A 23125-nucleotide genomic window follows, 5' to 3' on the forward strand; every position below is an offset into this window, starting at 1 on the left:
GAACACTCTACGCGCGCCGAAAAACGGACGTGGAGAGTGTATTTGGTCATGTCAAACAAAACCTCGGGTACCAGCGATTCCTCCTGCGAGGGCTGGAAAAAGTCCACGTGGAGTTCGGCTGGGTAGCTCTTAGAGCAACAAAAACGAAAAATGGATCATATACTTGTAACGAACAAAAACGGAAAAACCCCTCTGGCATGGTTAAAAGAGATTCCGGGTCAATCTTCTCCTGAAACGTTTTTAAGAGTAATTGATCGACTAGAATACATTCGAGATTTCGATTTATCCATTGATACCACAGGTATTCATCCCAATCGTCTGCGACAATTATCGAGACTAGGAGCAAGATATGAACCTTATGCCTTCCGTCGATTTGAAGATACTAAAAAATATAGTATCCTTGTGGCTTATCTTTTGGATCTAAGGCATGATTTAATTGATCAAGCGATTGAAATACACGATCGACAAATCATGAATCTTCAGTCTAAAGGGGGAAAAGCGCAAGAGGAATTACAAAAACAAAATGGAAAACAACTTAATGAAAAGGTCATCCATTTTGTTGACATAGGTGCTGCATTAATTAAAGCACGTAAAAAAGGACTCGATCCCTTTGCAGCCTTAGAAGAAGTAATGCCTTGGGAAAAAATTGTTAAATCTGTAGAAGAAGCAAAAGATTTATCAAGACCTATTAATTATGACTACCTTGATTTGTTAGAAAAACGATTTTTTTATTTACGTAAATATACTCCTACTTTACTTAAAGTTTTGAATTTCCGTTCTACGAAATCGGCCGATACTATACATAACATGAACGAGTCGGGCAAACGAAAGGTACCTGAAGGTGCCCCATTAAGTTTTGTTTCAAACCGATGGCAAAAACACGTATACAATGAAGATGGAAATATTAATCGCCACTATTATGAAATGGCTGTCTTAACTGAGTTGAGAAATTATATTCGTTCAGGTGATGTATCCGTTGTTGGCAGCTGTCAACATAAAGATTTTGATGATTACCTGGTGTCATATACAGATTGAAAAAGTCTTAATCCTAATGAAATCAATCTTGCTGTTCCTTTGTCTGTTGAGGAGTATTTAGATGAGAGAGAAAACAGTAGTGATCTTGAAGGTGTTCATATTGAAAAGGGAAAGTTATATGTTCAGAGGCTAGAAAAGGATGTTCCAGAAGAAGCAAGGACGTACAGCTTATCTTTGTACGGAATGCTTCCACGAATTAAACTCACTGATCTCCTTTTAGAAGTAGCAAATGGACAGGTTTTGACGAACAATTCACTCATGCCTCCACTGGAAAGCCTCCAAGTCAAGAGGAAAAAAGTATCTTGATGGCTACCATAATTGCCATGGATACGAATATCGGTTTGACGAAAATGGCTGAGGCTACACCTGGTATTTCCTATCGTCAAATGGCCAATGTAGCACAGTGGAGAATGTATGAAGATGCCATGAAATCGGGCCCAGGCAACATTAGTTAATTTTCATCATCATAGAGAACTCGCTTCTTATTGGGGTGACGGAAGTACCTCTTCTTCAGATGGAATGCGAGTTCAAGTTGGTGTTTCGTCTTTACATGCAGAATCAAATCCTCATTATGGAACAGGGAAAGGGGCTTTTATATGGAATGATTGATTTTTTGGCAAAAAGTGTTCAATCTTATTGAGCAATAATTGACTATTTTAGTTTAGCAGTTACAGAATTAATCAAACGTTTGTTTAAAGGTTAAGTGATTCGCTTTGATCATAAAGATACGCATAAAAATAAACTAGTTTATATACTAATTTTATGAGAATAAATAACGTGTAAACTAGTTTAACAACTAGTTTATTTTAGCTTTACTCTTTACTTTAGTTTTATAACAAAGAATGCTATCTTCCATAGTCTTTCATACCTAACCCCTTCTGTCACTACTTTTCTGTCATTTACTCCTGCTCAAATTATACTCATTTTCTAGACATGAAATTTATAAGGGACTGTTTAGTCGTCCTTCGAAAAAGTACCACTAAAATCCGCTTGATGATAAGAAATATCTAGAGTATGAAGAAAATTTTTTCACCAAGAAGGAGTTGCAGCTGTTCCTTGACACGATCAAAGGTGATTTTATGACTCACACTTCGTTTACTAGCTTTTACAGGAGCGCGTGGAATTTGTTAATAAAACTATCAGCTTCAAAAAGATTCTAACTCATACTAACGGCAAAAAGCAGGTTCTAACCTCAAAAAGAAGCTCGATCACGGCGTATAATTAGTGTTGATGATAAAAAACCCTCCAAGTATTAACAAAATGGCGTACAGAGCAAATACAAAGGTATAGTAAACTTTCCTTCTGTTTCAATGAAGATAAAAATCATCCTGTTCTTTACGATGTGCAACCATCGACTATTGCAGCTTAAATCACTTAAACGATAAACTTCTGCAAATTTATAAAAATTACCCTAATCTTCCACAGATAAATGTCCATGGTTTCCGACATACTCATGCCAGCTTATTGCTTGAAGCTGGAGCAAAAGTCAAGTTAGGTTAGGTCATAAGGATATTCAAACCGCCGCTATGGATATCTATACCCATGTTAGCAATATGTTCAATAATTACATGAGTTTTTAATGAAGAGCCGGGAGGAAATTCCTTTCTACTTCAAAACTTTTGGAGTACAACGGTATTCATTCCACATAATAAGCATGAAAAAACCCTCTCTGCTACATGAGAGCAAAGAGGGCATAACTCTTGGTATAAAGGCGTAATTAACGCTTGGAGAACTGAGGAGCACGGCGAGCTGCTTTAAGACCGTATTTCTTACGCTCTTTCATGCGGGCATCGCGAGTGAGGTATCCAGCGTTCTTAAGCGGCTTACGGAAATCAGGATCCACTTCAAGAAGAGCACGGGCTACACCATGACGGATAGCACCTGCTTGTCCTGTAAATCCTCCACCATTTACGTTTACTTTTACATCATACTGACCTTCTGTGCCTGTTTCTGCAAGAGGCTGCTTAACAACAAGCTTTAGTGTTTCAAGGTCAAAATATTCATCAATGTCGCGATTATTAATCGTGATACTGCCGTCGCCAGGGACAACAAATACACGGGCAACAGAGTTCTTACGACGTCCAGTACCGTAATATTGCACTTGTGCCAAAATAATACCCTCCCTTTAATTTAGCCGCGAAGTTCGTACTTCTCAGGCTGTTGTGCTTGATGATTGTGTTCTGGTCCTGCATATACATGAAGCTTTTTCGCTTGCTTGCGTCCAAGTGGTCCTTTAGGAAGCATACCTTTAATTGCAAGCTCAAGCATTCTTTCCGGCTTTCTCGCACGCATTTCGGATGCGCGAGTTTCCTTCAAACCACCAGGATACTGGCTGTGACTGTAATACATTTTGTCACGAAGCTTCTTTCCGGTAAGTTCAATCTTTTCTGCATTGATAATGATCACATTATCTCCAGTATCTATATGCGGTGTATATTGAGGCTTATTTTTACCGCGAAGAATAGAAGCTACTTCACTGGCTAGACGTCCCAAGGTCTGCCCTTGAGCGTCAACTACATACCACTTGCGCTCTACTTCGCCGGTCTTAGCCATATATGTCGTACGCATTCATTGTCCCTCCTAAATCACTTTTCATACATTTATTTTCACATGTCAATTACGTTCATCATTTCCGATCCCGGGGCTGTGGGACGTGAAATGCCATATAACATCATATAACACAATAAAGCGAATGTCAATGCTTTGCTACACCAGGTAACGTTGTTTTTTTAATAAAATCATAAAACAGGAGTTTAATTGCTTACGTTCCTTAAACCCTGGTAATCTTCATAATATACTTCCCATAAATATAATCCATGGCCAGGTGCTGTTTTTCCAGCTGCACTTCGCTTTTTTGCTTCAATAACCTCAGGAATGTCTTCCGCTTTTCTCAATCCCTTGCCTACTTCAAGCAACGTTCCTACCATAATGCGGACCATGTTATAAAGAAATCCATTCCCCCGAAAAATGAATTGCAGTTCATCCCCATTTTCCAGTACTTCTGCTCTGTGAACCGTCCTTACCATATTCACTACATCAGTTCCAGAAGCACAAAAAGATGAGAAATCATGAGTCCCTTTAAGATAAGCTGCAGCTTTTTTTATTTCATCCACTTCTATCGGATAAGGGTAAAAAAAAGTATGATTTCTCCTAAATATATCTTTTTCTCGTTTAGGAAGAACCCGATAACGGTATTCTTTTTCTACAGCATCAAAACGTGCATGAAAATCGAAATTAGTATAACTGGCGTCTTTAATTAGTATATCTTCCGGTAAATGGCTGTTGATTGCTTTAGACCATTTTTCGGCGGGTATAGATAATGAAGTATCAAAATGAATAACTTGGGCAATTGCATGAACGAAAGCATCTGTTCTCCCTGAAGCAGTTACTCTTGTTTCTTGACCCTTATGAATTTTAGTTAAGGCCGTTTCTATTTCTTCCTGGACAGTCCGTGCTTGCGGCTGTTTTTGCCATCCTGAAAAAAATGTACCTTCATAACTAACCACAGCTTTTACTCTTTGCATCGATTTTATCTCTCCTTAACCCCTGAAAAAAAGCAAAAAGATCCCAAACACAACCACAGCTGTACAAGCTGCACTGTCGCGAAATGACCAGGTTAATTGACGGAGCTTTGTTCTGCCCTTTCCTCCGTTATAGCCGCGTGCTTCCATGGCGAAAGCAAGATCTTCTGCTCGCTTAAATGCGCGGACAAATAAAGGTACCAGTAACGCCACAAAGGCTTGAGACCGCTCTTTGAACGTGCCTTTATTAAAATCTGCACCTCTTGCTGATTGAGCTTTTACAATTTTTTCTGTTTCCTGCAGCAAAGTAGGAATAAAACGTATAGCAATTGACATCATTAAAGCTATTTCATGAGCTGGTACTCTAATACGCCTTAAAGGTGTAAACAACTGTTCAAGGGCATCTGTTAAATCAATAGGACTGGTTGTCAATGTCAAAAGAGAGGTAATAAATACGAGTAAAAGCAGCCTGAAGGCTATAAACAGCCCCTGTTCCACTCCACCTTTATATAAAGTGAAAACCCCTGTAGAAATAAGAATTTCTCCTTCTTTCGTAAAAAAAGCATGGAGAAAAAAAGTAAATATAATTAATATAAATATGGGGAACAACCCTTTGCGAATATATCGAAACGGTATACCAGACAAAGAATATATAATAAATGCTCCAGCCCATAACAAACCATATCCAGTCCATGTGTTCATCATAAAAATAATAAAAATAAATAAAAAAACAGTTACCAATTTTGCCCTGGCGTCCATTCTATGTAAAAAAGAACGGCCAGGTAAATATTGACCAATTATCACATGTTCAAACATGCTTTTTACTCCTTCTTAAGCTGCATCATTAGTTCGTCCGCAGCTTCCTCTGGGGTTAAAGACCATTCTGAAAATGAAACCCCTGATTCTTCTTCTAGGTATTTTAATACTTTTACACCTTCAGGAACATCTAAATTCATATCTTTTAACTCTTTTTCTCGTTTATATATATTTTCTGGAGATCCTTCCATTGCTATTTTACCGTCATCCATAACAACCACTTGTTCAGCTAAGCTAGATACTTCTTCCATTTGATGAGTAATCATAATGGTCGTTGTTTTCTTTTGACGGTGCCACTCTTTAAACAAGGATAGAATTTCTTCTTGCCCTTTTGGGTCAAGACCCGCTGTAGGTTCATCCAGAATTAGTATTTCTGGATCCATTGCAAGCACACCGGCGATAGCTACTCTTCTCATTTGACCTCCACTTAAATCAAAAGGAGAACGATCGAGAAACGATTCATTTAACCCTACAAGTTCCAGCAGTTCTGGAAGATCTTTTTTCTTACTTTCCAGGTTCATTCCAACATTTTTTGGTCCAAAAAGTAAATCTTTTTCTACCGTGTCTTCAAATAATTGATGTTCCGGATATTGAAAGACAATCCCTGCTTTTTTTCGTAAGGACTTTAAATGCTTTCTTTTTGTATGTGGTTCAATAACCTGATCACCAATTATTATCCGGCCATTAGTAGGTTTTATAAGTCCGTTAATATGCTGAACTAAAGTGGACTTACCCGAGCCTGTCCTTCCAATTACAGCCGAGAAAGACCTTTCCGGAAATGAAACAGAAACGTCTTTTAATGCATAGGTTTCAAAAGGTGTTTTTTCCATATAAACATGTGTTACCTGTTCAAATACGATCTTCATCCTTTATATTCTCCTAATAAATGCTTCTAGTGAGGACGTGGCTATATCTCGGCTCCGCAATGCTTCTAACAATTCAAAACCGTAGGGAAGAGGAATATTTTTATTTTTGAGCCACTTTAATTGGGATATCAGCTGGTCAGATCTGACATTCAATGCAATTCTTCCTTCTTCCATATACCATATTCGGTCAGCAAACATCGCTTCATGAAGATGATGAGTCACTGAAACGATAGTCACCTTTTGCGTTTTATGAAGACTTTCAACAGTTCCCATGACTTCTTGTCTTCCTTTAGGATCTAGCATAGAAGTAGCTTCATCCAATACCATAATTTTAGGATGTAGCGCAAGTACTCCAGCAATTGCAACTCGTTGCTTCTGGCCGCCCGACAGACGGTGAGGCTCTGATTCTAAAATATTTTCGACCCCGGTTTGCTGCGCTGCCTGATCTATTCTATATACCATCTCTTCACGGTCCACCCCGGCATTCTCCATTCCAAATGCTATATCATCCCTTACCGTAGGAGCAACAAACTGATGATCTGGATTTTGAAACACCATTCCAACATGTTTGCGGATTGCTGACAGATTTTCCTGTCTCTTTGTAGATTGACCCTCTATAAGTACTTCACCGTGAGATGGAATATATAATCCATTAAATAGCCTGGACAGTGTAGATTTCCCCGAACCGTTTGGACCGATAACAGCTATCCATTCTCCCTGTTGAACCCCGGCATTTAATTGTTGTAATACCCAGGGACCCTCTTCGTCATATCGAAAGAAGACATCTTGCAAGCATACGGCTCCCATCACTGTCACCCGCTTCCATATAATCCGCACTATTGTCAACAAAATCATTATATTAGGTTAACAAATAGAACACAAGCCCTCTATATCTGCTTATCCAGAAACAATAGCATATTGAACACAGAGCTTCTCGACATGTATGCTTTTACTTTTTAAAACGCAATCCTGCAGCTTTCTGATACGAGATCATCCCGGTACGTAACAGTCAATAAATAGGTTTTCCTTTGTTATAAAAAAAGGGCACAGACGTTATAACCTGAATAGGTTCAGTCCTGCCCTTACAGATGATTAAATTATAGGTGGTTTTTAAGAAAGAAAGTGGAAACGAAACGTCTGGGCAGTATGCCCTCTGCCCGTAAAGCAATTCGTTTAAAAACCCATCATTGACTGTTATAAGAAAACAGCCCTCGTACCAATCGTACGGAACCAGCTGCTTAACCTGCAGTCCGCAAGCCATAACCAACATAGAAGCCCTGTTTATACAAACTCAATGATGGCCATTTCCGCAGCATCCCCACGGCGAGGACCTACTTTTAAAACGCGAGTATATCCGCCTTGTCGTTCTTCATAACGAGGCGCAATCTCGTCAAACAGCTTTTGCACTGCATCTTTTCCATTTTCCTCATCTGCTGTTTCTTTGCGAATGAATTGAGCAGCTTGGCGGCGTGCATGTAGATCTCCACGCTTCCCAAGTGTTACCATCTTTTCGATGATAGGACGCAATTCTTTAGCTTTTGCTTGAGTAGTTTCAATACGCTCATTGATGATAAGATCTGTCGCAAGGTCACAGAATAGTGCTTTGCGTGCAGAACTATCACGTCCAAGCTTTGCGTATGCAGACATGTATATTCCCCTCCTTTTCCGAGACACTATTGATATAGTTCTTTGATTTTATTCTTCCTTGCGAAGCCCCAAGCCAAGTTCGCCTAGTTTCTCTTGAACTTCTTCTAGAGACTTTCGGCCAAGGTTTCGGACTTTCATCATATCTTCTTCCGATTTTTGCGTCAGTTCCTGCACAGTATTAATACCGGCCCGTTTTAAACAGTTGTAAGAACGAACAGAAAGATCAAGCTCCTCAATAGTCATTTCAAGTACTTTTTCTTTCTGGTCCTCTTCTTTTTCAACCATAATTTCGGCATTTTGTGCTTGATCCGTGAGCCCGATAAATATATTAAGATGCTCATTCATGATTTTTGCACCAAGTGAAACTGCTTCCTCAGGGCGGATGCTTCCATCTGTCCAAACATCAAGCGTCAGCTTGTCATAGTTTGTAATTTGACCAACACGGGTATTTTCAACTTGATAGTTAACCCGGGCTACTGGTGTATAGATAGAGTCAATAGGGAGCACCCCAATAGGCAGATCTTCGCTGTTATTTCCTTCAGCAGGAACATAGCCGCGTCCACGCTGGGCTGTTAAACGCATATGAAAGTTTGCACCTTCTGTAAGCGTAGCGATGTGCAAATCCGGATTAAGAATATCTACGTCACTATCGTGCGTAATTTCTTTAGCGGTGACAACGCCTTCGCCCTGTGCATCAATCTCAAGCACTTTTTCTTCATCGGAGTATATCTTCAGGGCAAGCTTTTTCAAATTCAAAACGATAGTAGTGACATCCTCCACAACCCCTTCAATGGTTGAAAACTCATGAAGCACTCCATCGATTTGAATTGTCGTAACAGCAGCTCCTGGAAGGGAGGATAATAGGATACGACGCAAGGAATTTCCTAAAGTTGTACCGTAACCACGTTCTAACGGCTCTACGACAAACTTGCCGTATTTAGCATCTTCGCTTACTTCAACCGTTTCGATATTAGGCTTTTCGATTTCGATCATTCTTTAAAATACCCTCCTTCAAAACGTCCAAACTCCGGCAGAAGGCTATCCCCGTCTATCCGGAATTTTGCATTAGGCAGTCCCGATCACATTACTAGCCTTACTCGTCAACAATGCGTAAGGGGTTCCGTCCTATGCTTAGCCTTACCCATTATTGACAGTTCAGGAAAAACTATACTTCTGCGGGTTAAACTCTGCGACGTTTCGGTGGGCGGCAGCCATTATGAGGTACCGGAGTCACATCGCGGATGACACTAACATCTAGTCCTGTAGCTTGCAAAGAACGAATAGCAGCTTCACGGCCGGCTCCAGGTCCTTTAACAGCTACTTCAACTATTTTCAAGCCATGCTCCATTGCTGCCTTCGATGCTGTCTCTGCAGCCATTTGAGCAGCAAAAGGAGTGGATTTACGGGAACCTTTAAATCCGAGGGCGCCTGCACTTGCCCAAGAAAGAGCATTCCCCTGTGTGTCTGTAATCGTCACGATAGTGTTGTTAAAAGTAGAACGGATATGGGCAATTCCTGATTCTATATTTTTACGCTGACGACGTTTACGAGTATTTGTTTTAGCTTTTGCCATGGTCCATTTACCTCCTTTACTTTATTATTTTTTCTTGTTTGCTACTGTTCGACGAGGGCCTTTTCTAGTACGAGAATTGTTCTTCGTGTTCTGACCACGGACTGGGAGCCCGCGACGATGACGAAGACCACGGTAGCTTCCAATTTCAATCAAACGTTTGATGTTTAGTGATTTTTCGCGGCGAAGGTCCCCTTCAACCGTATGATTTTCTACGGCAGTACGGATTTGAGCTAGTTCTTCTTCAGTTAAATCACGAACCCGTGTATTTTGATCTACACCAGCGTCCTTGAGGATTTCAAGAGCAAGAGATTTACCAATACCGTACACATACGTAAGGGATATTGCGATTCGCTTATCGCGAGGAATATCAATACCTGCTATACGTGCCATTAATCGACACCTCCTTTAATATTATCCTTGTTTTTGTTTATGCTTTGGATTTGAGCAAATAACCATTACCGTTCCTTTACGGCGAATGACTTTGCATTTTTCACATATTGGTTTGACAGATGGTCTCACCTTCATGTCCATTTACCTCCTTAACTGCGCGGAGTACATGCGAGAGTAAACGTAGTTCGGACTCATATCCAGTCTTTTATGACTGCATTTTATTTATAGCGGTACGTAATCCGTCCGCGGGATAAGTCATATGGCGAAATTTCCACAGTCACTTTGTCCCCAGGAAGAATTCGAATGAAGTGCATACGAATTTTCCCAGATACATGAGCTAGAATTTTATGCCCATTATCAAGCTCCACTCGAAACATGGCGTTCGGAAGGGGTTCGATAACTGTTCCTTCCATTTCAATAACATCATCTTTGGCCATGAATTTACTCTCCTTCCTTCAGTAATTCTGGCTGCTCTTTCAAAAAGTAAAGCAGAGCATACCTTAATTTTGCATTGGTTACACGTCCGGTTTCTTCAATACTTCGTCTGACCTCATTGGAGAGATGCGAATAGATTTCTACATGGTTAATGTTTTTCTTTTTAGCACGATCGAATTTTCGTTTTTCTCCATCAGCTAAGAGGAGAAAACGATCATTCAAAACTCCAATGACTACCGCAAAGTTGCCGGCTTCCCGTCCTCTTACAATACGGACCACTTGACCGACTTCGGGCGGCGATTCAGAATCTTTCATCCAGTCATCACCTTTATTCAGGCTTTCGTCAGTATTTCATAGCCTGTAGTGGTTATTGCAATCGTGTGTTCAAAATGAGCACAGTTCTTGCCATCAGTTGTGACCACTGTCCAGTTATCTGAGAGCGTATGAACATACCGCTCTCCAGCATTGACCATCGGTTCCACAGCCAATACCATTCCCGGCTTTAACCTTGGACCCTTACCCGGGGGGCCAAAATGCGGAATCTGCGGGTCTTCATGCAATTCCTGCCCTACTCCATGCCCTACGTATTCGCGTACAATAGAATAACCATTTGTTTCTACGTAAGTTTGAATAGCATGAGAAATGTTTGATAAGCGTTCCTTGGGTTTTGCTTCTTTCAACCCTTTATACAAAGAGTTTTCAGTCACATCAAGCAAGCGCTCATCTTCCCTGGATATACTCCCTACCGGATACGTCCAGGCAGAATCTCCGTGATAACCATTATACTTGGCCCCGACATCAATTGAAATAATGTCGCCCTCTTTTAAAACCCGGTCACCCGGAATTCCATGTACCAACTCTTCATTTACTGAAGCGCAAATGCTGCCAGTAAATCCACCGTAGCCTTTAAATGATGGGATTGCCCCATGTTGACGGATCGACTTATCCGCAATATTATCCAACTCTTTTGTAGTGATACCTGGTTGAATGTGCTTTTGCAGCTCTTGATGCGTTACCGCAACAATTCTACCTGCTTCCCGCATTATATCGAGTTCTCGATCCGTTTTACAAATAATCATGCATGAAGTCCTTTCAGCAGTTCTTCAATGTCCTCAAATACCTTATTAATATCCTGATCTCCATCAATATTACGAAGATACCCTTTTTCTTCATAAAAATCAATCAGAGGCTGCTGTTGTTCAATATTTACATCCAGACGTTTTTTGACAGTTTCTGGCTTATCGTCGTCTCTCTGGACGAGTTCACTGCCATCCACGTCGCAAATTCCTTCCACTTTCGGGGGATTATATTTAACATGGTACGTTCTACCTGATGTTGGAGAAATACGACGGCCGGTTAGCCGTTCTTCAAGATCTTCTCTTGAAACATCGATGTTAATAACGTAATCCAGGCTTTTGTCTAAAGAAGAAAGAATGTCTTCGAGTGCTTCTGCCTGAGCGACAGTACGCGGAAATCCATCTAGAAGAAAACCTGCTTTGCAATCATCTTTCCCAAGTCTTTCCTTTACGATACCTACAGTAACTTTATCAGGCACTAGTTCACCGGCATCCATATAAGATTTTGCTTCTTTGCCTAGTGGTGTTTCTTCTTTAATGGCTGCGCGAAACATGTCACCTGTAGAAATATGCGGAATTTCATACTTCTGTACAATTTTTTCGGCTTGTGTGCCTTTTCCAGCACCAGGAAGCCCCATTAATATCAAATTCATGATATCTCCTCCATCAATCCGATTTCAGCCAGGGGCAAGGCGAACGTACTCACCCCTCCCCCTAAATTCTATCTATTTAATAAAGCCTTTATAGCTTCGTTGTATTAACTGACTTTCAATCTGCTTCATGGTATCCAGAGCCACACCAACAACGATCAGCAAGCCAGTACCACCAATCTGAATAGTTTGCGGAAGCCCCATTTGTGTTGTGAAAAATACAGGAATAACCGAAATGACAGTAAGGAATAAAGCGCCAACGAAAGTCAAACGGTACAAAATTCTTCGAATATACGTTTCCGTCGTTTTTCCTGGGCGGATCCCTGGAATGTAACCGCCTTGTTTTTTAAGATTTTCTGCCATTTGTTCCGGGTTAACCTGTACAAACGTATAGAAATACGTAAATCCAATAATTAAAGCTGCATAAACAACCATACCAAATGGCTGGGTATAATCAAAGTTTTGTATAATCCAACGTGCTACTGGATGATCTTCTCCAACAAAACCAGCCACTGTTGGTGGAAAGATAAACAGCGATAATGCAAAAATGACCGGGATAACTCCGGCAGAGTTAACTTTTAAAGGTAGATGCGTCGATTGTCCGCCTGCAGGGCTGCGTCCAACCAAACGTTTTGCATACTGAATCGGTAATTTACGAAGAGCCTGCTGTACATAAATAACTCCGACTATAATTGCTAATACAGCAATAGTCAATAACAGCACGGTCACTATACCCATGAAAAGCTGATCAGCATCTTGTATCTGAGTAGCATAAATCTGGTTGACCCCGCTTGGAATACCAGCTGCAATCCCTGCAAAAATGAGAATGGAAATGCCATTGCCCACTCCTTTAGCAGTAATTTGCTCCCCAAGCCACATTAAAAAAGCTGTACCAGCTGTCATTACTAATGCAATAAAAATGTACTTCGGAATGCTCGGATCAGGAATTAATCCATTAAAAATATTATTAAATCCAATAGACATTCCTAAACCTTGAATAAAAGCAAGAATAACGGTGAAATAACGAGTAAACTGTGCCAGTTTTCGCCTGCCCGCTTCCCCTTGCTTTGCCCATTCGGTGAATTTTGGAACGACGTCCATTCGTAAAAGCTGCACAACAATCGAAGCCGTGATATAAGGCATAACCCCCATAGCAAATATAGAAAATTGCGAGAGGGCGCCGCCTCCAAACGTGTTTAAAAATCCAAACGCGTTCGCTTGATCTGCGAAGTTTAAGACGTCGTTGTTAGAACCGGGAACCGGAATGAAGCTGCCGATTCGAAAAACAAATAACATAGCTAGAGTGAAAAAGATTTTACTTCTTAAATCACTCACGCGAAATATATTTGAAATTGCGCGGAACATTAGATCACCTCTGTTTTTCCGCCGGCCGCTTCAATCGCTTTTATTGCGGAAGCAGAGAACTTGTTCGCTTTTACGTTAAGTTCTTTTTCCAAACTTCCATTACCCAGAACTTTTACACCGTCTTTTGTATTGTTGATGACGCCTTCTTTGACAAGAAATTCCGGAGTAACTTCTGTACCTGCTTCAAAACGGTTCAATGTTTCAACATTCACGATCGCGAACTCTTTACGGGTCGGATTTGTGAAACCGCGTTTAGGCAGACGTTTGTATATCGGATTCTGGCCGCCTTCAAAACCAGGACGCACTCCTCCGCCGGAACGAGCTTTTTGACCTTTTTCTCCACGTCCGGATGTTTTTCCGTTTCCAGAAGCAGCACCACGTCCTACCCGGTTACGAGTTTTAGTAGATCCCTTTGCAGGTTTCAACTCATGAAGTTTCATGCTGACACCTCCTTATCACTTAGATGTAACGTTTATGCATCCAATTCTTTTACAGTTACCAAATGAGATACTTTATTGATCATTCCGCGTATAGCGGGGTTATCTTCTTTCACCACTGTATGGTTAACTTTCCGAAGACCCAGCGTTTTAATCGTCACACGCTGTTCTTCCGGGCGGCCAATGAGACTGCGGCTGAGGGTGATTTCTACTTTTTTTGCCATATCGTATCCCTCCTTATCCTAACAATTCTTCAACGCTTTTACCACGTAGTCTAGCGACTTCTTCAGCTGTTTTAAGCTCAGTAAGCCCTTGAATGGTAGCGCGAACCATATTGATCGGGTTGTTGGAACCAAGAGATTTGGAGAGAATATCTGTGATTCCGGCAAGTTCAAGTACAGCACGGACTGGTCCGCCTGCAATAACTCCAGTACCTTCTGCAGCAGGTTTCAACAGTACGTTTCCTGCCCCATAGTGCCCAACAATCTCATGAGGAATGGTCGTTCCTACTCTTGGTACTTCAACCATATTTTTCTTGCCATTCTCAACTGCTTTACGGATCGCTTCTGGAACCTCCAAAGCTTTTCCCATCCCAAAACCAACATGACCGTTACGGTCACCAACTACAACCAAAGCTGCAAAGCGGAATCGACGACCACCTTTTACAACTTTCGCTACACGATTAATGGCTACTACTCTTTCTTCCACATCAAGCTTGCTAGCATCGATTTGCATTCTTTTCCCTCCTTACACTTTAAAATTTCAATCCGTTTTCCCGTGCAGCTTCTGCAAGAGCTTCTACTCTTCCGTGATATACAAAGCCACCACGATCAAACACAACAGCGTCATATCCTTTTTCGGAAGCACGCTTAGCTATTACTTCACCGACTTTGGCTGCTGCTTCTTTGTTTCCACCATTCTTCACGTCTATATCGTTTTCCAATGTTGAAGCGGCCACAATTGTTTCCCCTTTTACATCGTCAATCAACTGAGCATAAATATGCTTGGAAGAACGGAATACGTTTAAACGCGGACGCTCAGAAGTTCCTTGTACTTTCTGACGAATACTTGCATGGCGCTTCTTACGTTTTACGTACTTCGTAGAATTAGTGGTCATGAATCGCTCCTCCTTTCGTAAAACCGTTCCCTAAACATTACTTACCAGTCTTACCTTCCTTACTACGTACATATTCGTTTTCGTAGCGAATACCTTTTCCTTTATAAGGTTCTGGAGTACGTACGGAACGGATATTTGATGCAGCTGCACCTACGCGTTCTTTATCGATGCCTTTTACCACGACTTTCGTGTTAGAAGGTACATCGATTTCAACACCGTTTTCCGGTTCAAATTCAACTGGATGAGAGTATCCAACATTTAGTACGAGTTTATTTCCAGACTTAGAAGCACGGTAACCGACACCGACAAGCTCAAGTCCTTTTTCAAAACCTTTTGTTACACCTTCTACCATGTTGTTTACCACACTGCGTGTCGTTCCATGAAGAGAGCGATGCTCTTTATGATTAGAAGGTCTTTCGAATGTAATTTCATCATCACCAATATTAACATTAATATCCTGATGAAGCTCTCGAGTAAGTTCTCCTTTTGGCCCTTTAACTGTAACGGTATTGCCGTTCATTGTTACAGTAACGCCGTCCGGAATTTGAATAGGTTTAACACCAATACGAGACATTACTTTGCACCTCCGTTCTTACACAATTTATTACCAGATATAAGCAAGCACTTCGCCGCCTACCTGCTGCTTGCGTGCTTCTTTATCAGACATTACACCTTTAGATGTAGAAATAACTGCAATTCCAAGACCGCCTAGGACACGTGGAATTTCATCAGCTTTTGCATACACACGCAGCCCTGGCTTACTAATACGCTTAAGGCCCGTGATAACACGTTCATTGTCAGCTCCGTATTTCAAAAAGATACGAAGAATTCCTTGTTTATTGTCTTCAATACTTTCTACGTCACGAACGAAACCTTCGTTCTTAAGGATTTCCGCAATCTCCTTTTTCAGGTTAGATGCAGGGAGTTCCAATTTTTCGTGACGTACAGTGTTCGCATTACGAATACGAGTCAACATATCTGCAATTGGATCTGTCATGACCATATCGATTTACCTCCTTCCCTATATCGGGCTTACCAGCTGGCTTTTTTCACGCCTGGAATTTGTCCTTTGTATGCAAGTTCACGGAAACAAATTCGGCAAAGTTTGAATTTACGGATGACGGAATGAGGACGTCCGCAACGCTCACAACGAGTGTACTCACGCACTTTGAACTTTTGGGGACGCTGCTGTTTGGCGATCATTGATTTTTTTGCCAAGGTCCGTATTCCCTCCTTCGTTGTTTTTTTGGGTTATTTTTGAAATGGCATTCCCATTTGAGTTAATAATTCTCTTGCTTCTTCATCATTTTCAGCCGTAGTTACAATTACAATGTCCATACCGCGTACTTTATCCACTTTATCGTATTCGATTTCAGGGAAAATCAACTGCTCTTTTACTCCAAGTGTGTAGTTTCCACGTCCGTCAAAAGCTTTATTAGATACACCGCGGAAGTCACGAACACGCGGGAGAGCAACATGGATAAGCTTTTCTAAGAAATCGTACATACGCTCTCCGCGAAGAGTAACTTTTGCACCGATTGGCATACCTTCACGCAGTTTAAATCCAGCGATGGATTTTTTAGCTTTTGTAATAAGTGGTTTTTGACCGGTAATTTCAGTGAGCTCTTCTACCGCTTTATCAAGGGCTTTCGGGTTTTGTACGGCATCACCCACACCCATGTTAATAACAATTTTTTCGATTTTAGGGACTCCCATTACCGAGGAGTACTCATATTTGCTGTGCAAATGAGGAACAATGTCGTTCTTAAATTTCTCTTTTAGAGCGTTCATTGGATTGCCCTCCTTTCTTAACTGACTTACTTATCAAGGGGCTCGCCGGATTTTTTGGCGATGCGCACTTTTTTTTCGTCCTCTACTTTAAAACCTACTCGGGTAGGCTCACCGCTTTTAGGATCAAGAGGCATCACATTAGAAACGTGAATTGGAGCTTCTTGGTTAAGAATTCCTCCCTGCGGATTTTCCTGTGATGGTTTTGCGTGTTTTTTTACGATGTTCACGCCTTCTACCAGTACACGCTGCTCGCTTGGATAGGCTTGAAGAATAACTCCTTCTTGACCTTTATCTTTACCAGTAATTACTTTTACCTTATCGCCCTTTTTCACGTGGAGTTTAGGTTGAGACATAATCGCACCTCCTTAGTCAGGCATGACCGATTTATATTCTTTTCTATTAAAGTACTTCCGGAGCCAGGGATACGATTTTCATATATTGCTCTTCACGTAGCTCTCTAGCTACAGGTCCGAAAATACGAGTACCTCTTGGGCTTTTGTCGTCCCGAACAATAACTGCTGCATTTTCATCAAAGCGAATGTAAGAACCATCTGGACGGCGAGCACCGCTTTTAGAACGTACAATTACCGCTCTAACAACTTCACCTTTCTTGACAACGCCACCAGGTGTTGCTTGCTTTACAGAACAGACAATCATATCGCCAATGTTTGCTGATTTACGTCCGGATCCGCCAAGCACTTTAATGCATTGCACTTCACGTGCGCCAGAGTTATCTGCAACTTTCAAACGACTTTCTTGTTGAATCATAGTCTGCGTAACCTCCCTTCACCAGAGAAAGATAAATTAGATGATCACTGCTTCTTCCACGATTTCCACTAAACGGAAGCGTTTATCTTTGGAAAGTGGGCGAGTTTCCATAATCTTTACAATGTCACCTTTTTTTGCTTCATTGTTTTCATCATGTGCTTTGAATTTCTTAGAATATTTAACGCGTTTTCCGTAGAGAGAATCCATTTTATAGGTTTCTACAAGGACCGAAATGGTTTTATCCATTTTATCCGAAACAACACGTCCATTGTATACTTTACGCTGGTTGCGTTCAGCCATGGTCTGCCAAACCTCCTCTCATTTTTATCCTTTATTAATTCCAAGCTCACGTTCACGCAAAACAGTTTTGGCGCGAGCAATATTCTTACGGACGTTGCGAATTCGGGCAGGGTTATCTAGTTGACCTGTTGCGAGCTGGAAGCGCAGGTTAAAGAGCTCCTCTTTTAGAGACTTTGTTTGTTCTTCTACTTCTGCTGTGGTCAAGTTTCTCAATTCATTAGCTTTCATTTGCCTCACCACCCACTTCTTCGCGTTTTACAAACTTGGTTTTGATAGGAAGTTTGTGAGACGCAAGTCTAAGTGCTTCACGAGCAACCTCTTCAGAAACACCTGCAATTTCAAACATAATTTTGCCCGGTTTTACAACAGCTACCCAGCCTTCAGGAGCACCTTTACCAGAACCCATACGTACTTCTAATGGTTTAGCAGTGTAAGGTTTATCCGGGAAAATTTTGATCCAAACTTTACCGCCACGTTTCATGTAACGAGTCATAGCAATACGAGCTGCTTCAATTTGACGGTTCGTGATCCATGAAGCTTCAAGAGCTTGAAGACCATACTCACCAAAAGAAACTTCAGTACCGCCTTTGGCACGGCCTTTCATTCTGCCGCGATGTTCACGACGATATTTGACACGTTTTGGCATTAGCATAATTATTTTCCTCCTTCCTCGTTGTTAGCACCTTTCGATGGAAGGACTTCTCCACGATAAATCCAAATCTTCACACCAAGTTTACCGTAAGTTGTGTCTGCTTCTGCAGTGCCATAATCAATGTCTGCACGCAAGGTGTGGAGTGGAACAGTACCTTCACTGTAGCTTTCGTTACGAGCGATATCTGCACCGCCAAGACGACCGGATACTTCCGTTCTAATTCCACGAGCACCGGCACGCATTGTACGTTGAATAGATTGCTTCATTGCACGGCGGAACGAAATACGATTTTCAAGCTGGCGTGCAATATTTTCTGCAACCAATCTTGCATCAAGATCAGCTTGTTTAACTTCCGCAATGTTGATATGAACTCTTTTGCCTGTTAAATCATTAAGAGCTTTACGCAATGCCTCAACTTCAGAGCCGCCTTTGCCAATAACCATCCCTGGTTTAGCCGTATGAATAGTAATATTAACGCGCTTTGCTGCACGTTCAATTTCTATTGTGGAGACAGAGGCATCTTTGAGTCTGTTTTCAATATACTCACGAATTTTTACATCTTCGTGAAGCAAGTCTGCATAGTTTTTTTCAGCATACCATTTAGAATCCCAGTCACGAATGACACCAATTCTAAGTCCTACTGGATTTACTTTTTGACCCACGCATTATCCCTCCTTCTTTTCTTTTACCACTACAGTAATGTGGCTTGTGCGTTTATTAATACGTGTTGCACGACCCATGGCACGCGGACGGAAACGTTTCAAAGTGATCCCTTCATCAACATATGCTTCGCTGATATAGAGATCCTCCGGCTCCATTTCATAATTGTGCTCCGCGTTTGCAATGGCAGAGTTTAATACTTTTTCGATGATCGGAGAAGCAGCTTTTGGTGTGTTTTTCAAAATGCCGATTGCTTCACCGACCTCCTTGCCCCGGATAAGATCAATGACTAACCGTGCTTTACGAGGGGCAATGCGGATTTGTTTAGCAACTGCTTTAGCTTGCATTTAGAGAACCTCCCCTCTGTTTACCGTTTGGTTTTCTTGTCGTCATTTTTGTGGCCTTTAAACGTTCTTGTTGGTGCGAATTCACCAAGCTTATGACCTACCATATCTTCAGAAACATAAACTGGGACATGTTTGCGTCCATCATAAACTGCGATAGTGTGACCTACAAAATCAGGGAAAATTGTAGAACGACGCGACCAAGTTTTAATAACTTGCTTATCATTTTTTTCATTTAGGTTTTCCACTTTTTTCATCAAGTGGTCATCGACAAAAGGTCCTTTTTTTAAGCTGCGACCCATAAGGAAACCTCCTTTCGCGATTGCTCTGCGATTCGTAAGAACCGCAGCTCAATCCCGTTATTTTTTACGACGGCGACGTACGATATATTTGTCTGTGTCTTTGTTCTTCTTGCGGGTTTTGTAACCAACAGTCGGCATACCCCAAGGTGAAACTGGTGATTTTCGTCCAATTGGGGCACGTCCTTCCCCGCCCCCGTGAGGGTGATCGCTTGGGTTCATAGCAGAACCACGAACAACAGGGCGCTTACCGAGCCAACGTGAACGACCAGCTTTCCCGATATTCACAAGCTCATGCTCAAGATTACCTACTTGACCAATTGTAGCACGGCAAGTAGAAAGGATCAGGCGTGTTTCTCCAGAGCGGAGGCGTACAAGTACATATTTCCCTTCTTTACCTAGCACTTGTGCTTCTGCTCCTGCAGAACGTACCAATTGAGCTCCGCGACCTGGTTTCAGTTCAATGTTGTGAATAACTGTACCTACTGGAATGTTAGTAAGCGGTAGAGCATTACCAACTTTAATATCAGCATTTGGTCCAGATTCAACCTCTTGGCCTACTTTCAAGCCTTTAGGGGCTAAAATGTAACGCTTTTCCCCATCATTATAATGAATAAGTGCGATATTTGCAGAGCGGTTTGGGTCATACTCAATTGTTGCTACTCGACCCGGTACTCCATCTTTATCACGCTTAAAATCGATAACACGGTAATGACGCTTATGACCGCCGCCTTGGTGGCGAACTGTGATTCTTCCTTGATTGTTCCGTCCAGCTTTTTTGTGGAGGGGCTCAAGTAAAGATCTTTCAGGCTGGTCTGTTGTTACTTCTGTTTGTAAGTTAACAGACATATGACGACGGCCGTTTGTAGTCGGTTTATACTTCTTGATAGGCATAATTATTTCCCTCCTTCACTCGTTGGTTTATACGCCTTCGAAGAATTCAAGTTCCTGACTGTCCGCAGTAAGTGTAACTACGGCTTTTTTACGTTTTGGCTTATAGCCAGTATAACGTCCGAAACGGCGGAACTTTCCTTTATAATTTAGAGTGTTGACTTTTTCCACTTTCACTTCGAAAATCTCTTCAATGGCTTTTTTGATTTGTGTTTTATTTGCTTTCACGTCAACTTCAAACGTATATTTTTTCTCATCCATTAGATCAGCAGAACGTTCAGTGATGACGGGGCGCTTAATTACATCGCGTGCTTCCATTATGCGAGCACCTCCTCTACCTTCTCCACTGCCTCTTGCGTAATTACTAACTTGTCATGTTTTAGTAACTCTAAAACATTCACGCCGTTAACAGTTGTGAAGGTCACTCCAGGAATATTACGTGCTGACAGTGCAACCTGTTCATTATAGTCAGCTGTAACTACCAATGCTTTTTCGTCTACAGATAGACCCGATAAAATGCTAATCATTTCTTTGGTCTTTGGAGCTTCAAGCTGCAAGTTATCCACTACAACAATAGCACCCTCTTTTACTTTTGTAGAAAGTGCTGATTTGATAGCTAAACGGCGAACTTTCTTTGGTAGTTTATAGCTGTATTGACGTGGAGTAGGACCGAATACGATTCCTCCTCCAACCCATTGTGGGGAACGAATAGACCCTTGGCGAGCTCGTCCAGTACCTTTCTGGCGCCATGGCTTACGTCCGCCTCCTCTTCGTTCAGAACGGTTCTTCACTTTGTGAGTCCCCTGGCGAAGGGATGCCTGCTGCATTACGACGGCATCATGAAGAACATTTTCATTTGGTTCAATACCAAAAATGGCATCAGCCAATTCAATGTCGCCGACCTTAGAGCCGGTCTGGTTTAACAATGCTACTTTAGGCATGATGGAGCCTCCTTTCTTCAAACATTATTTCGCTGCTTTTACAGCACTTTTAACCGTTACATAACTTTTCTTTGCTCCGGGTACATTACCTTTAACAAGAATAAGGTTGCGCTCCGGATCAACTTTTACGATCTCAAGGTTTTGCACAGTTACTGTCTTACCGCCCATACGTCCAGGTAGCTTTTTCCCTTTTAGAACGTGGTTAGGATCGATTGGACCCATCGCACCAGGACGACGGTGGTATCGGGAACCGTGGGTCATTGGTCCGCGGGATTGGTTGTGACGCTTAATCGCACCTTGAAAACCTTTCCCTTTGGATGTTCCTGTAATATCCACAATTTCTCCGTCAGTAAATGTATCTACTTTGACTTCCTGACCAACTTCGTAATCTCCGCTGTTTACCTCGCGGATTTCACGTACGTAGCGCTTGGGAGCTGAACTTGCTTTGTCAGCGTGGCCTTTTTCAGGCTTGTTTGCGCGATTTTCTTTTTTGTCAATGAAACCAAGCTGAACAGCTTCATAACCATCAGACTCTGCTGTCTTTGTTTGAAGCACAACATTTGGCTCAGCTTCAATGACTGTGACCGGAAGAAGTTCACCATTATCGTTGAACAACTGGGTCATGCCAATTTTTCTGCCCAAGATTCCTTTGGTCATCAGTCACACCTCCTAAATTGTTAATAATTTATTTTCTATTTTCTTAGAGTTTAATTTCAATATCTACACCTGATGGCAGATCCAAACGCATGAGTGCGTCGACCGTCTGCGGTGTTGGACTTACGATGTCGATCAAACGTTTGTGTGTGCGCATTTCAAATTGCTCACGAGCATCTTTATACTTGTGAGTCGCACGAAGAACAGTGTATACGGACTTTTCCGTCGGAAGTGGAATTGGTCCTGAAACACCTGCACCAGAACGTTTTGCAGTTTCAACAATCTTTTCGGCAGATTGATCAAGTACACGGTGATCATAAGCCTTTAAACGAATGCGGATCTTTTCTTTTGCCATTATGAGCCCTCCTTTTCGCCCGATTTTTTTACAGACATACTCCGTGAAAATTTTCCAATCCCCAACCATGGCAAAGGGGCCGGGTGTATCGGCAACCTTTCACATCATCGCCTGAACACGTGCTGTGCTGAGGGAATTAACCCTTAAATAAAGACACAGTCCATGGTCACACTTTATCTATTATAAGGATTTTGCTTGCTAAATGCAAGAAGTTTTTAAAATTCCTTTGTATATTGTTTTAGAAATTTTATATCTGGCCAAAAATTATTCTTGCTTATATAAATTTCTTCACAAGAGCAAATTCGCTAACGCGATTACTTCCGTCCCAAGAGATGATTAATCTCTTGGGATATTCTTCGCTCTTCGCATGGTGCCATCACAGTACGGGCACACTGTTTCTACTTTTTCTCCTTTCGACCCATCTGAAATTCTTCCACTACAAAATCAGGGACCTCATCTTTCTTCCCACAGTCCCGGCATTCAAAATTAATAGTAATAATATCTTCGGATCATCCAAATGGATCTTCCTCGTCCAACTAACT

General features: G+C 41.6%; 38 protein-coding genes and 1 pseudogene. 2 read left to right on the forward strand and 37 right to left on the reverse strand.

The features are described from left to right. Nucleotides 1-29: 29 nt before the first annotated feature. Both ACE1TI_RS19365 and ACE1TI_RS19370 read left to right on the forward strand, forming a co-directional pair. Nucleotides 30-233, forward strand: a complete 204-nt coding sequence (locus ACE1TI_RS19365) for a transposase (protein WP_375009213.1) — start codon at nt 30-32, stop codon at nt 231-233. Further along, nucleotides 139-1635, forward strand: a pseudogene (locus tag ACE1TI_RS19370) (Tn3 family transposase); the annotation flags it as partial. The gene ACE1TI_RS19365 and the pseudogene ACE1TI_RS19370, both read left to right, overlap by 95 nt. Before the next feature lie 1117 nt (nt 1636-2752). Here ACE1TI_RS19370 and rpsI read toward each other — a convergent pair. The 37 genes from rpsI to rpsJ all read right to left on the reverse strand — a co-directional run bounded on the left by rpsI (nt 2753) and on the right by rpsJ (nt 22583). After that, nucleotides 2753-3145, reverse strand: a complete 393-nt coding sequence (gene rpsI / locus ACE1TI_RS19375) for a 30S ribosomal protein S9 (RefSeq protein ID WP_375009180.1) — start codon at nt 3143-3145, stop codon at nt 2753-2755. A 20-nt stretch (nt 3146-3165) separates the two neighbouring features. Further along, entirely contained in the window at nt 3166-3603 is a 438-nt protein-coding gene (rplM, locus tag ACE1TI_RS19380; protein ID WP_375009181.1) for a 50S ribosomal protein L13, read from the reverse strand. Nucleotides 3604-3788: 185 nt separating this feature from the next. Next, the gene (gene truA / locus ACE1TI_RS19385; protein WP_375009182.1) at nt 3789-4559 is read right to left on the reverse strand and encodes a tRNA pseudouridine(38-40) synthase TruA; all 771 of its coding nucleotides are present in this window, start codon (nt 4557-4559) and stop codon (nt 3789-3791) included. 15 nt (nt 4560-4574) lie between these two features. Further along, nucleotides 4575-5372: an energy-coupling factor transporter transmembrane component T family protein gene (locus ACE1TI_RS19390; RefSeq protein ID WP_375009183.1), complete on the reverse strand. Its 798-nt coding sequence runs from the start codon at nt 5370-5372 to the stop codon at nt 4575-4577. Nucleotides 5373-5377: 5 nt separating this feature from the next. Beyond that, nucleotides 5378-6238: an energy-coupling factor transporter ATPase gene (locus ACE1TI_RS19395; RefSeq protein WP_375009184.1), complete on the reverse strand. Its 861-nt coding sequence runs from the start codon at nt 6236-6238 to the stop codon at nt 5378-5380. A 3-nt stretch (nt 6239-6241) separates the two neighbouring features. Then, on the reverse strand, nt 6242-7030 hold the full coding sequence (locus ACE1TI_RS19400; protein ID WP_375009185.1) for an energy-coupling factor transporter ATPase: 789 nt from the start codon (nt 7028-7030) through the stop codon (nt 6242-6244). Between the two features lie 489 nt (nt 7031-7519). Next, entirely contained in the window at nt 7520-7885 is a 366-nt protein-coding gene (gene rplQ, locus ACE1TI_RS19405; protein ID WP_375009186.1) for a 50S ribosomal protein L17, read from the reverse strand. Nucleotides 7886-7933: 48 nt separating this feature from the next. Continuing rightward, nucleotides 7934-8878 carry a DNA-directed RNA polymerase subunit alpha gene (locus ACE1TI_RS19410; protein ID WP_375009187.1) on the reverse strand — a complete coding sequence of 315 codons (945 nt, stop codon included), beginning with the start codon at nt 8876-8878 and terminating at the stop codon, nt 7934-7936. A gap of 187 nt (nt 8879-9065) precedes the next feature. Continuing rightward, nucleotides 9066-9458, reverse strand: a complete 393-nt coding sequence (rpsK, locus tag ACE1TI_RS19415; protein ID WP_375009188.1) for a 30S ribosomal protein S11 — start codon at nt 9456-9458, stop codon at nt 9066-9068. A gap of 24 nt (nt 9459-9482) precedes the next feature. After that, complete coding sequence (gene rpsM, locus ACE1TI_RS19420; RefSeq protein WP_375009189.1) at nt 9483-9848, reverse strand: 30S ribosomal protein S13; 366 nt, start codon at nt 9846-9848, stop codon at nt 9483-9485. A gap of 21 nt (nt 9849-9869) precedes the next feature. Beyond that, a complete protein-coding gene (gene rpmJ, locus ACE1TI_RS19425) occupies nt 9870-9983 on the reverse strand; it encodes a 50S ribosomal protein L36 (protein WP_026702374.1) in 114 nt (37 codons plus the stop codon). Nucleotides 9984-10066: 83 nt separating this feature from the next. Continuing rightward, nucleotides 10067-10285 carry a translation initiation factor IF-1 gene (gene infA, locus ACE1TI_RS19430; RefSeq protein ID WP_375009190.1) on the reverse strand — a complete coding sequence of 73 codons (219 nt, stop codon included), beginning with the start codon at nt 10283-10285 and terminating at the stop codon, nt 10067-10069. A gap of 4 nt (nt 10286-10289) precedes the next feature. Further along, nucleotides 10290-10598: an RNA-binding protein gene (locus ACE1TI_RS19435; RefSeq protein WP_375009191.1), complete on the reverse strand. Its 309-nt coding sequence runs from the start codon at nt 10596-10598 to the stop codon at nt 10290-10292. Nucleotides 10599-10615: 17 nt separating this feature from the next. Then, nucleotides 10616-11362 carry a type I methionyl aminopeptidase gene (gene map / locus ACE1TI_RS19440; RefSeq protein ID WP_375009192.1) on the reverse strand — a complete coding sequence of 249 codons (747 nt, stop codon included), beginning with the start codon at nt 11360-11362 and terminating at the stop codon, nt 10616-10618. Continuing rightward, a complete protein-coding gene (locus tag ACE1TI_RS19445; RefSeq protein WP_375009193.1) occupies nt 11359-12012 on the reverse strand; it encodes an adenylate kinase in 654 nt (217 codons plus the stop codon). Before ACE1TI_RS19445 ends, map begins: the two co-directional genes overlap by 4 nt. 72 nt (nt 12013-12084) lie before the next feature. Continuing rightward, complete coding sequence (gene secY / locus ACE1TI_RS19450) at nt 12085-13374, reverse strand: preprotein translocase subunit SecY (protein ID WP_375009194.1); 1290 nt, start codon at nt 13372-13374, stop codon at nt 12085-12087. Further along, nucleotides 13374-13814, reverse strand: a complete 441-nt coding sequence (gene rplO / locus ACE1TI_RS19455) for a 50S ribosomal protein L15 (RefSeq protein WP_375009195.1) — start codon at nt 13812-13814, stop codon at nt 13374-13376. The genes secY and rplO overlap by 1 nt, the downstream gene beginning before the upstream one ends. Before the next feature lie 32 nt (nt 13815-13846). Then, nucleotides 13847-14035 carry a 50S ribosomal protein L30 gene (gene rpmD / locus ACE1TI_RS19460; protein ID WP_375009196.1) on the reverse strand — a complete coding sequence of 63 codons (189 nt, stop codon included), beginning with the start codon at nt 14033-14035 and terminating at the stop codon, nt 13847-13849. A gap of 13 nt (nt 14036-14048) precedes the next feature. Then, on the reverse strand, nt 14049-14546 hold the full coding sequence (rpsE, locus tag ACE1TI_RS19465; RefSeq protein ID WP_375009197.1) for a 30S ribosomal protein S5: 498 nt from the start codon (nt 14544-14546) through the stop codon (nt 14049-14051). Nucleotides 14547-14565: 19 nt separating this feature from the next. Then, on the reverse strand, nt 14566-14928 hold the full coding sequence (rplR, locus tag ACE1TI_RS19470) for a 50S ribosomal protein L18 (RefSeq protein ID WP_375009198.1): 363 nt from the start codon (nt 14926-14928) through the stop codon (nt 14566-14568). 37 nt (nt 14929-14965) lie between these two features. Further along, nucleotides 14966-15502, reverse strand: a complete 537-nt coding sequence (gene rplF / locus ACE1TI_RS19475) for a 50S ribosomal protein L6 (RefSeq protein ID WP_375009199.1) — start codon at nt 15500-15502, stop codon at nt 14966-14968. A gap of 30 nt (nt 15503-15532) precedes the next feature. Beyond that, entirely contained in the window at nt 15533-15931 is a 399-nt protein-coding gene (rpsH, locus tag ACE1TI_RS19480; RefSeq protein ID WP_375009200.1) for a 30S ribosomal protein S8, read from the reverse strand. A 29-nt stretch (nt 15932-15960) separates the two neighbouring features. After that, the gene (rpsN, locus tag ACE1TI_RS19485; protein ID WP_091275188.1) at nt 15961-16146 is read right to left on the reverse strand and encodes a 30S ribosomal protein S14; all 186 of its coding nucleotides are present in this window, start codon (nt 16144-16146) and stop codon (nt 15961-15963) included. A 33-nt stretch (nt 16147-16179) separates the two neighbouring features. Then, nucleotides 16180-16719: a 50S ribosomal protein L5 gene (rplE, locus tag ACE1TI_RS19490; RefSeq protein WP_375009201.1), complete on the reverse strand. Its 540-nt coding sequence runs from the start codon at nt 16717-16719 to the stop codon at nt 16180-16182. Nucleotides 16720-16745: 26 nt separating this feature from the next. After that, the gene (rplX, locus tag ACE1TI_RS19495; RefSeq protein WP_375009202.1) at nt 16746-17072 is read right to left on the reverse strand and encodes a 50S ribosomal protein L24; all 327 of its coding nucleotides are present in this window, start codon (nt 17070-17072) and stop codon (nt 16746-16748) included. A 46-nt stretch (nt 17073-17118) separates the two neighbouring features. Further along, nucleotides 17119-17487, reverse strand: a complete 369-nt coding sequence (gene rplN / locus ACE1TI_RS19500; RefSeq protein ID WP_375009203.1) for a 50S ribosomal protein L14 — start codon at nt 17485-17487, stop codon at nt 17119-17121. Nucleotides 17488-17523: 36 nt separating this feature from the next. Next, nucleotides 17524-17787: a 30S ribosomal protein S17 gene (gene rpsQ, locus ACE1TI_RS19505; protein WP_091587298.1), complete on the reverse strand. Its 264-nt coding sequence runs from the start codon at nt 17785-17787 to the stop codon at nt 17524-17526. Nucleotides 17788-17811: 24 nt separating this feature from the next. Then, the gene (rpmC, locus tag ACE1TI_RS19510) at nt 17812-18015 is read right to left on the reverse strand and encodes a 50S ribosomal protein L29 (RefSeq protein ID WP_375009204.1); all 204 of its coding nucleotides are present in this window, start codon (nt 18013-18015) and stop codon (nt 17812-17814) included. Next, nucleotides 18005-18439: a 50S ribosomal protein L16 gene (rplP, locus tag ACE1TI_RS19515; protein WP_375009205.1), complete on the reverse strand. Its 435-nt coding sequence runs from the start codon at nt 18437-18439 to the stop codon at nt 18005-18007. The genes rpmC and rplP overlap by 11 nt, the downstream gene beginning before the upstream one ends. Nucleotides 18440-18441: 2 nt before the next feature. Beyond that, nucleotides 18442-19101 (reverse strand): 30S ribosomal protein S3, encoded by a 660-nt coding sequence (gene rpsC / locus ACE1TI_RS19520; protein WP_375009206.1) that lies wholly within the window; start codon nt 19099-19101, stop codon nt 18442-18444. Between the two features lie 3 nt (nt 19102-19104). Further along, nucleotides 19105-19446: a 50S ribosomal protein L22 gene (gene rplV, locus ACE1TI_RS19525; RefSeq protein ID WP_375009207.1), complete on the reverse strand. Its 342-nt coding sequence runs from the start codon at nt 19444-19446 to the stop codon at nt 19105-19107. Between the two features lie 20 nt (nt 19447-19466). Then, nucleotides 19467-19745, reverse strand: coding sequence for a 30S ribosomal protein S19 (gene rpsS, locus ACE1TI_RS19530; protein ID WP_375009208.1), 279 nt, complete (start codon nt 19743-19745; stop codon nt 19467-19469). Between the two features lie 57 nt (nt 19746-19802). Beyond that, a complete protein-coding gene (gene rplB / locus ACE1TI_RS19535) occupies nt 19803-20636 on the reverse strand; it encodes a 50S ribosomal protein L2 (RefSeq protein WP_375009209.1) in 834 nt (277 codons plus the stop codon). A 27-nt stretch (nt 20637-20663) separates the two neighbouring features. Beyond that, the gene (gene rplW / locus ACE1TI_RS19540) at nt 20664-20951 is read right to left on the reverse strand and encodes a 50S ribosomal protein L23 (protein ID WP_375009210.1); all 288 of its coding nucleotides are present in this window, start codon (nt 20949-20951) and stop codon (nt 20664-20666) included. Next, complete coding sequence (gene rplD, locus ACE1TI_RS19545) at nt 20951-21574, reverse strand: 50S ribosomal protein L4 (RefSeq protein ID WP_375009211.1); 624 nt, start codon at nt 21572-21574, stop codon at nt 20951-20953. Before rplD ends, rplW begins: the two co-directional genes overlap by 1 nt. A gap of 24 nt (nt 21575-21598) precedes the next feature. Further along, nucleotides 21599-22231: a 50S ribosomal protein L3 gene (rplC, locus tag ACE1TI_RS19550; RefSeq protein WP_375009212.1), complete on the reverse strand. Its 633-nt coding sequence runs from the start codon at nt 22229-22231 to the stop codon at nt 21599-21601. A 43-nt stretch (nt 22232-22274) separates the two neighbouring features. Continuing rightward, the gene (rpsJ, locus tag ACE1TI_RS19555; protein WP_091587315.1) at nt 22275-22583 is read right to left on the reverse strand and encodes a 30S ribosomal protein S10; all 309 of its coding nucleotides are present in this window, start codon (nt 22581-22583) and stop codon (nt 22275-22277) included. Between the last annotated feature and the right edge of the window lie 542 nt (nt 22584-23125).

The organism is Alteribacillus sp. JSM 102045, from assembly GCF_041949975.1.
GTDB lineage: Bacteria > Bacillota > Bacilli > Bacillales > Marinococcaceae > Alteribacillus.

What these genes read in the sequence shown, in the direction of transcription:
- rplM (WP_375009181.1), bottom strand. Translation starts at nt 3,603, where the DNA reads ATGCGTACGACATATATGGCTAAGACCGGCGAAGTAGAGCGCAAGTGG.
- truA (WP_375009182.1), bottom strand. Translation starts at nt 4,559, where the DNA reads ATGCAAAGAGTAAAAGCTGTGGTTAGTTATGAAGGTACATTTTTTTCA.
- ACE1TI_RS19390 (WP_375009183.1), bottom strand. Translation starts at nt 5,372, where the DNA reads ATGTTTGAACATGTGATAATTGGTCAATATTTACCTGGCCGTTCTTTT.
- ACE1TI_RS19395 (WP_375009184.1), bottom strand. Translation starts at nt 6,238, where the DNA reads ATGAAGATCGTATTTGAACAGGTAACACATGTTTATATGGAAAAAACA.
- rplQ (WP_375009186.1), bottom strand. Translation starts at nt 7,885, where the DNA reads ATGTCTGCATACGCAAAGCTTGGACGTGATAGTTCTGCACGCAAAGCA.
- ACE1TI_RS19410 (WP_375009187.1), bottom strand. Translation starts at nt 8,878, where the DNA reads ATGATCGAAATCGAAAAGCCTAATATCGAAACGGTTGAAGTAAGCGAA.
- rpsK (WP_375009188.1), bottom strand. Translation starts at nt 9,458, where the DNA reads ATGGCAAAAGCTAAAACAAATACTCGTAAACGTCGTCAGCGTAAAAAT.
- rpsM (WP_375009189.1), bottom strand. Translation starts at nt 9,848, where the DNA reads ATGGCACGTATAGCAGGTATTGATATTCCTCGCGATAAGCGAATCGCA.
- rpmJ (WP_026702374.1), bottom strand. Translation starts at nt 9,983, where the DNA reads ATGAAGGTGAGACCATCTGTCAAACCAATATGTGAAAAATGCAAAGTC.
- infA (WP_375009190.1), bottom strand. Translation starts at nt 10,285, where the DNA reads ATGGCCAAAGATGATGTTATTGAAATGGAAGGAACAGTTATCGAACCC.
- ACE1TI_RS19435 (WP_375009191.1), bottom strand. Translation starts at nt 10,598, where the DNA reads ATGAAAGATTCTGAATCGCCGCCCGAAGTCGGTCAAGTGGTCCGTATT.
- map (WP_375009192.1), bottom strand. Translation starts at nt 11,362, where the DNA reads ATGATTATTTGTAAAACGGATCGAGAACTCGATATAATGCGGGAAGCA.
- ACE1TI_RS19445 (WP_375009193.1), bottom strand. Translation starts at nt 12,012, where the DNA reads ATGAATTTGATATTAATGGGGCTTCCTGGTGCTGGAAAAGGCACACAA.
- secY (WP_375009194.1), bottom strand. Translation starts at nt 13,374, where the DNA reads ATGTTCCGCGCAATTTCAAATATATTTCGCGTGAGTGATTTAAGAAGT.
- rplO (WP_375009195.1), bottom strand. Translation starts at nt 13,814, where the DNA reads ATGAAACTTCATGAGTTGAAACCTGCAAAGGGATCTACTAAAACTCGT.
- rpmD (WP_375009196.1), bottom strand. Translation starts at nt 14,035, where the DNA reads ATGGCAAAAAAAGTAGAAATCACCCTCAGCCGCAGTCTCATTGGCCGC.
- rpsE (WP_375009197.1), bottom strand. Translation starts at nt 14,546, where the DNA reads ATGCAAATCGATGCTAGCAAGCTTGATGTGGAAGAAAGAGTAGTAGCC.
- rplR (WP_375009198.1), bottom strand. Translation starts at nt 14,928, where the DNA reads ATGACCACTAATTCTACGAAGTACGTAAAACGTAAGAAGCGCCATGCA.
- rplF (WP_375009199.1), bottom strand. Translation starts at nt 15,502, where the DNA reads ATGTCTCGTATTGGTGTTAAACCTATTCAAATTCCGGACGGCGTTACT.
- rpsH (WP_375009200.1), bottom strand. Translation starts at nt 15,931, where the DNA reads ATGGTCATGACAGATCCAATTGCAGATATGTTGACTCGTATTCGTAAT.
- rplE (WP_375009201.1), bottom strand. Translation starts at nt 16,719, where the DNA reads ATGAACGCTCTAAAAGAGAAATTTAAGAACGACATTGTTCCTCATTTG.
- rplX (WP_375009202.1), bottom strand. Translation starts at nt 17,072, where the DNA reads ATGTCTCAACCTAAACTCCACGTGAAAAAGGGCGATAAGGTAAAAGTA.
- rplN (WP_375009203.1), bottom strand. Translation starts at nt 17,487, where the DNA reads ATGATTCAACAAGAAAGTCGTTTGAAAGTTGCAGATAACTCTGGCGCA.
- rpsQ (WP_091587298.1), bottom strand. Translation starts at nt 17,787, where the DNA reads ATGGCTGAACGCAACCAGCGTAAAGTATACAATGGACGTGTTGTTTCG.
- rpmC (WP_375009204.1), bottom strand. Translation starts at nt 18,015, where the DNA reads ATGAAAGCTAATGAATTGAGAAACTTGACCACAGCAGAAGTAGAAGAA.
- rplP (WP_375009205.1), bottom strand. Translation starts at nt 18,439, where the DNA reads ATGCTAATGCCAAAACGTGTCAAATATCGTCGTGAACATCGCGGCAGA.
- rplV (WP_375009207.1), bottom strand. Translation starts at nt 19,446, where the DNA reads ATGCAAGCTAAAGCAGTTGCTAAACAAATCCGCATTGCCCCTCGTAAA.
- rpsS (WP_375009208.1), bottom strand. Translation starts at nt 19,745, where the DNA reads ATGGGTCGCAGCTTAAAAAAAGGACCTTTTGTCGATGACCACTTGATG.
- rplB (WP_375009209.1), bottom strand. Translation starts at nt 20,636, where the DNA reads ATGCCTATCAAGAAGTATAAACCGACTACAAACGGCCGTCGTCATATG.
- rplW (WP_375009210.1), bottom strand. Translation starts at nt 20,951, where the DNA reads ATGGAAGCACGCGATGTAATTAAGCGCCCCGTCATCACTGAACGTTCT.
- rplD (WP_375009211.1), bottom strand. Translation starts at nt 21,574, where the DNA reads ATGCCTAAAGTAGCATTGTTAAACCAGACCGGCTCTAAGGTCGGCGAC.
- rplC (WP_375009212.1), bottom strand. Translation starts at nt 22,231, where the DNA reads ATGACCAAAGGAATCTTGGGCAGAAAAATTGGCATGACCCAGTTGTTC.
- rpsJ (WP_091587315.1), bottom strand. Translation starts at nt 22,583, where the DNA reads ATGGCAAAAGAAAAGATCCGCATTCGTTTAAAGGCTTATGATCACCGT.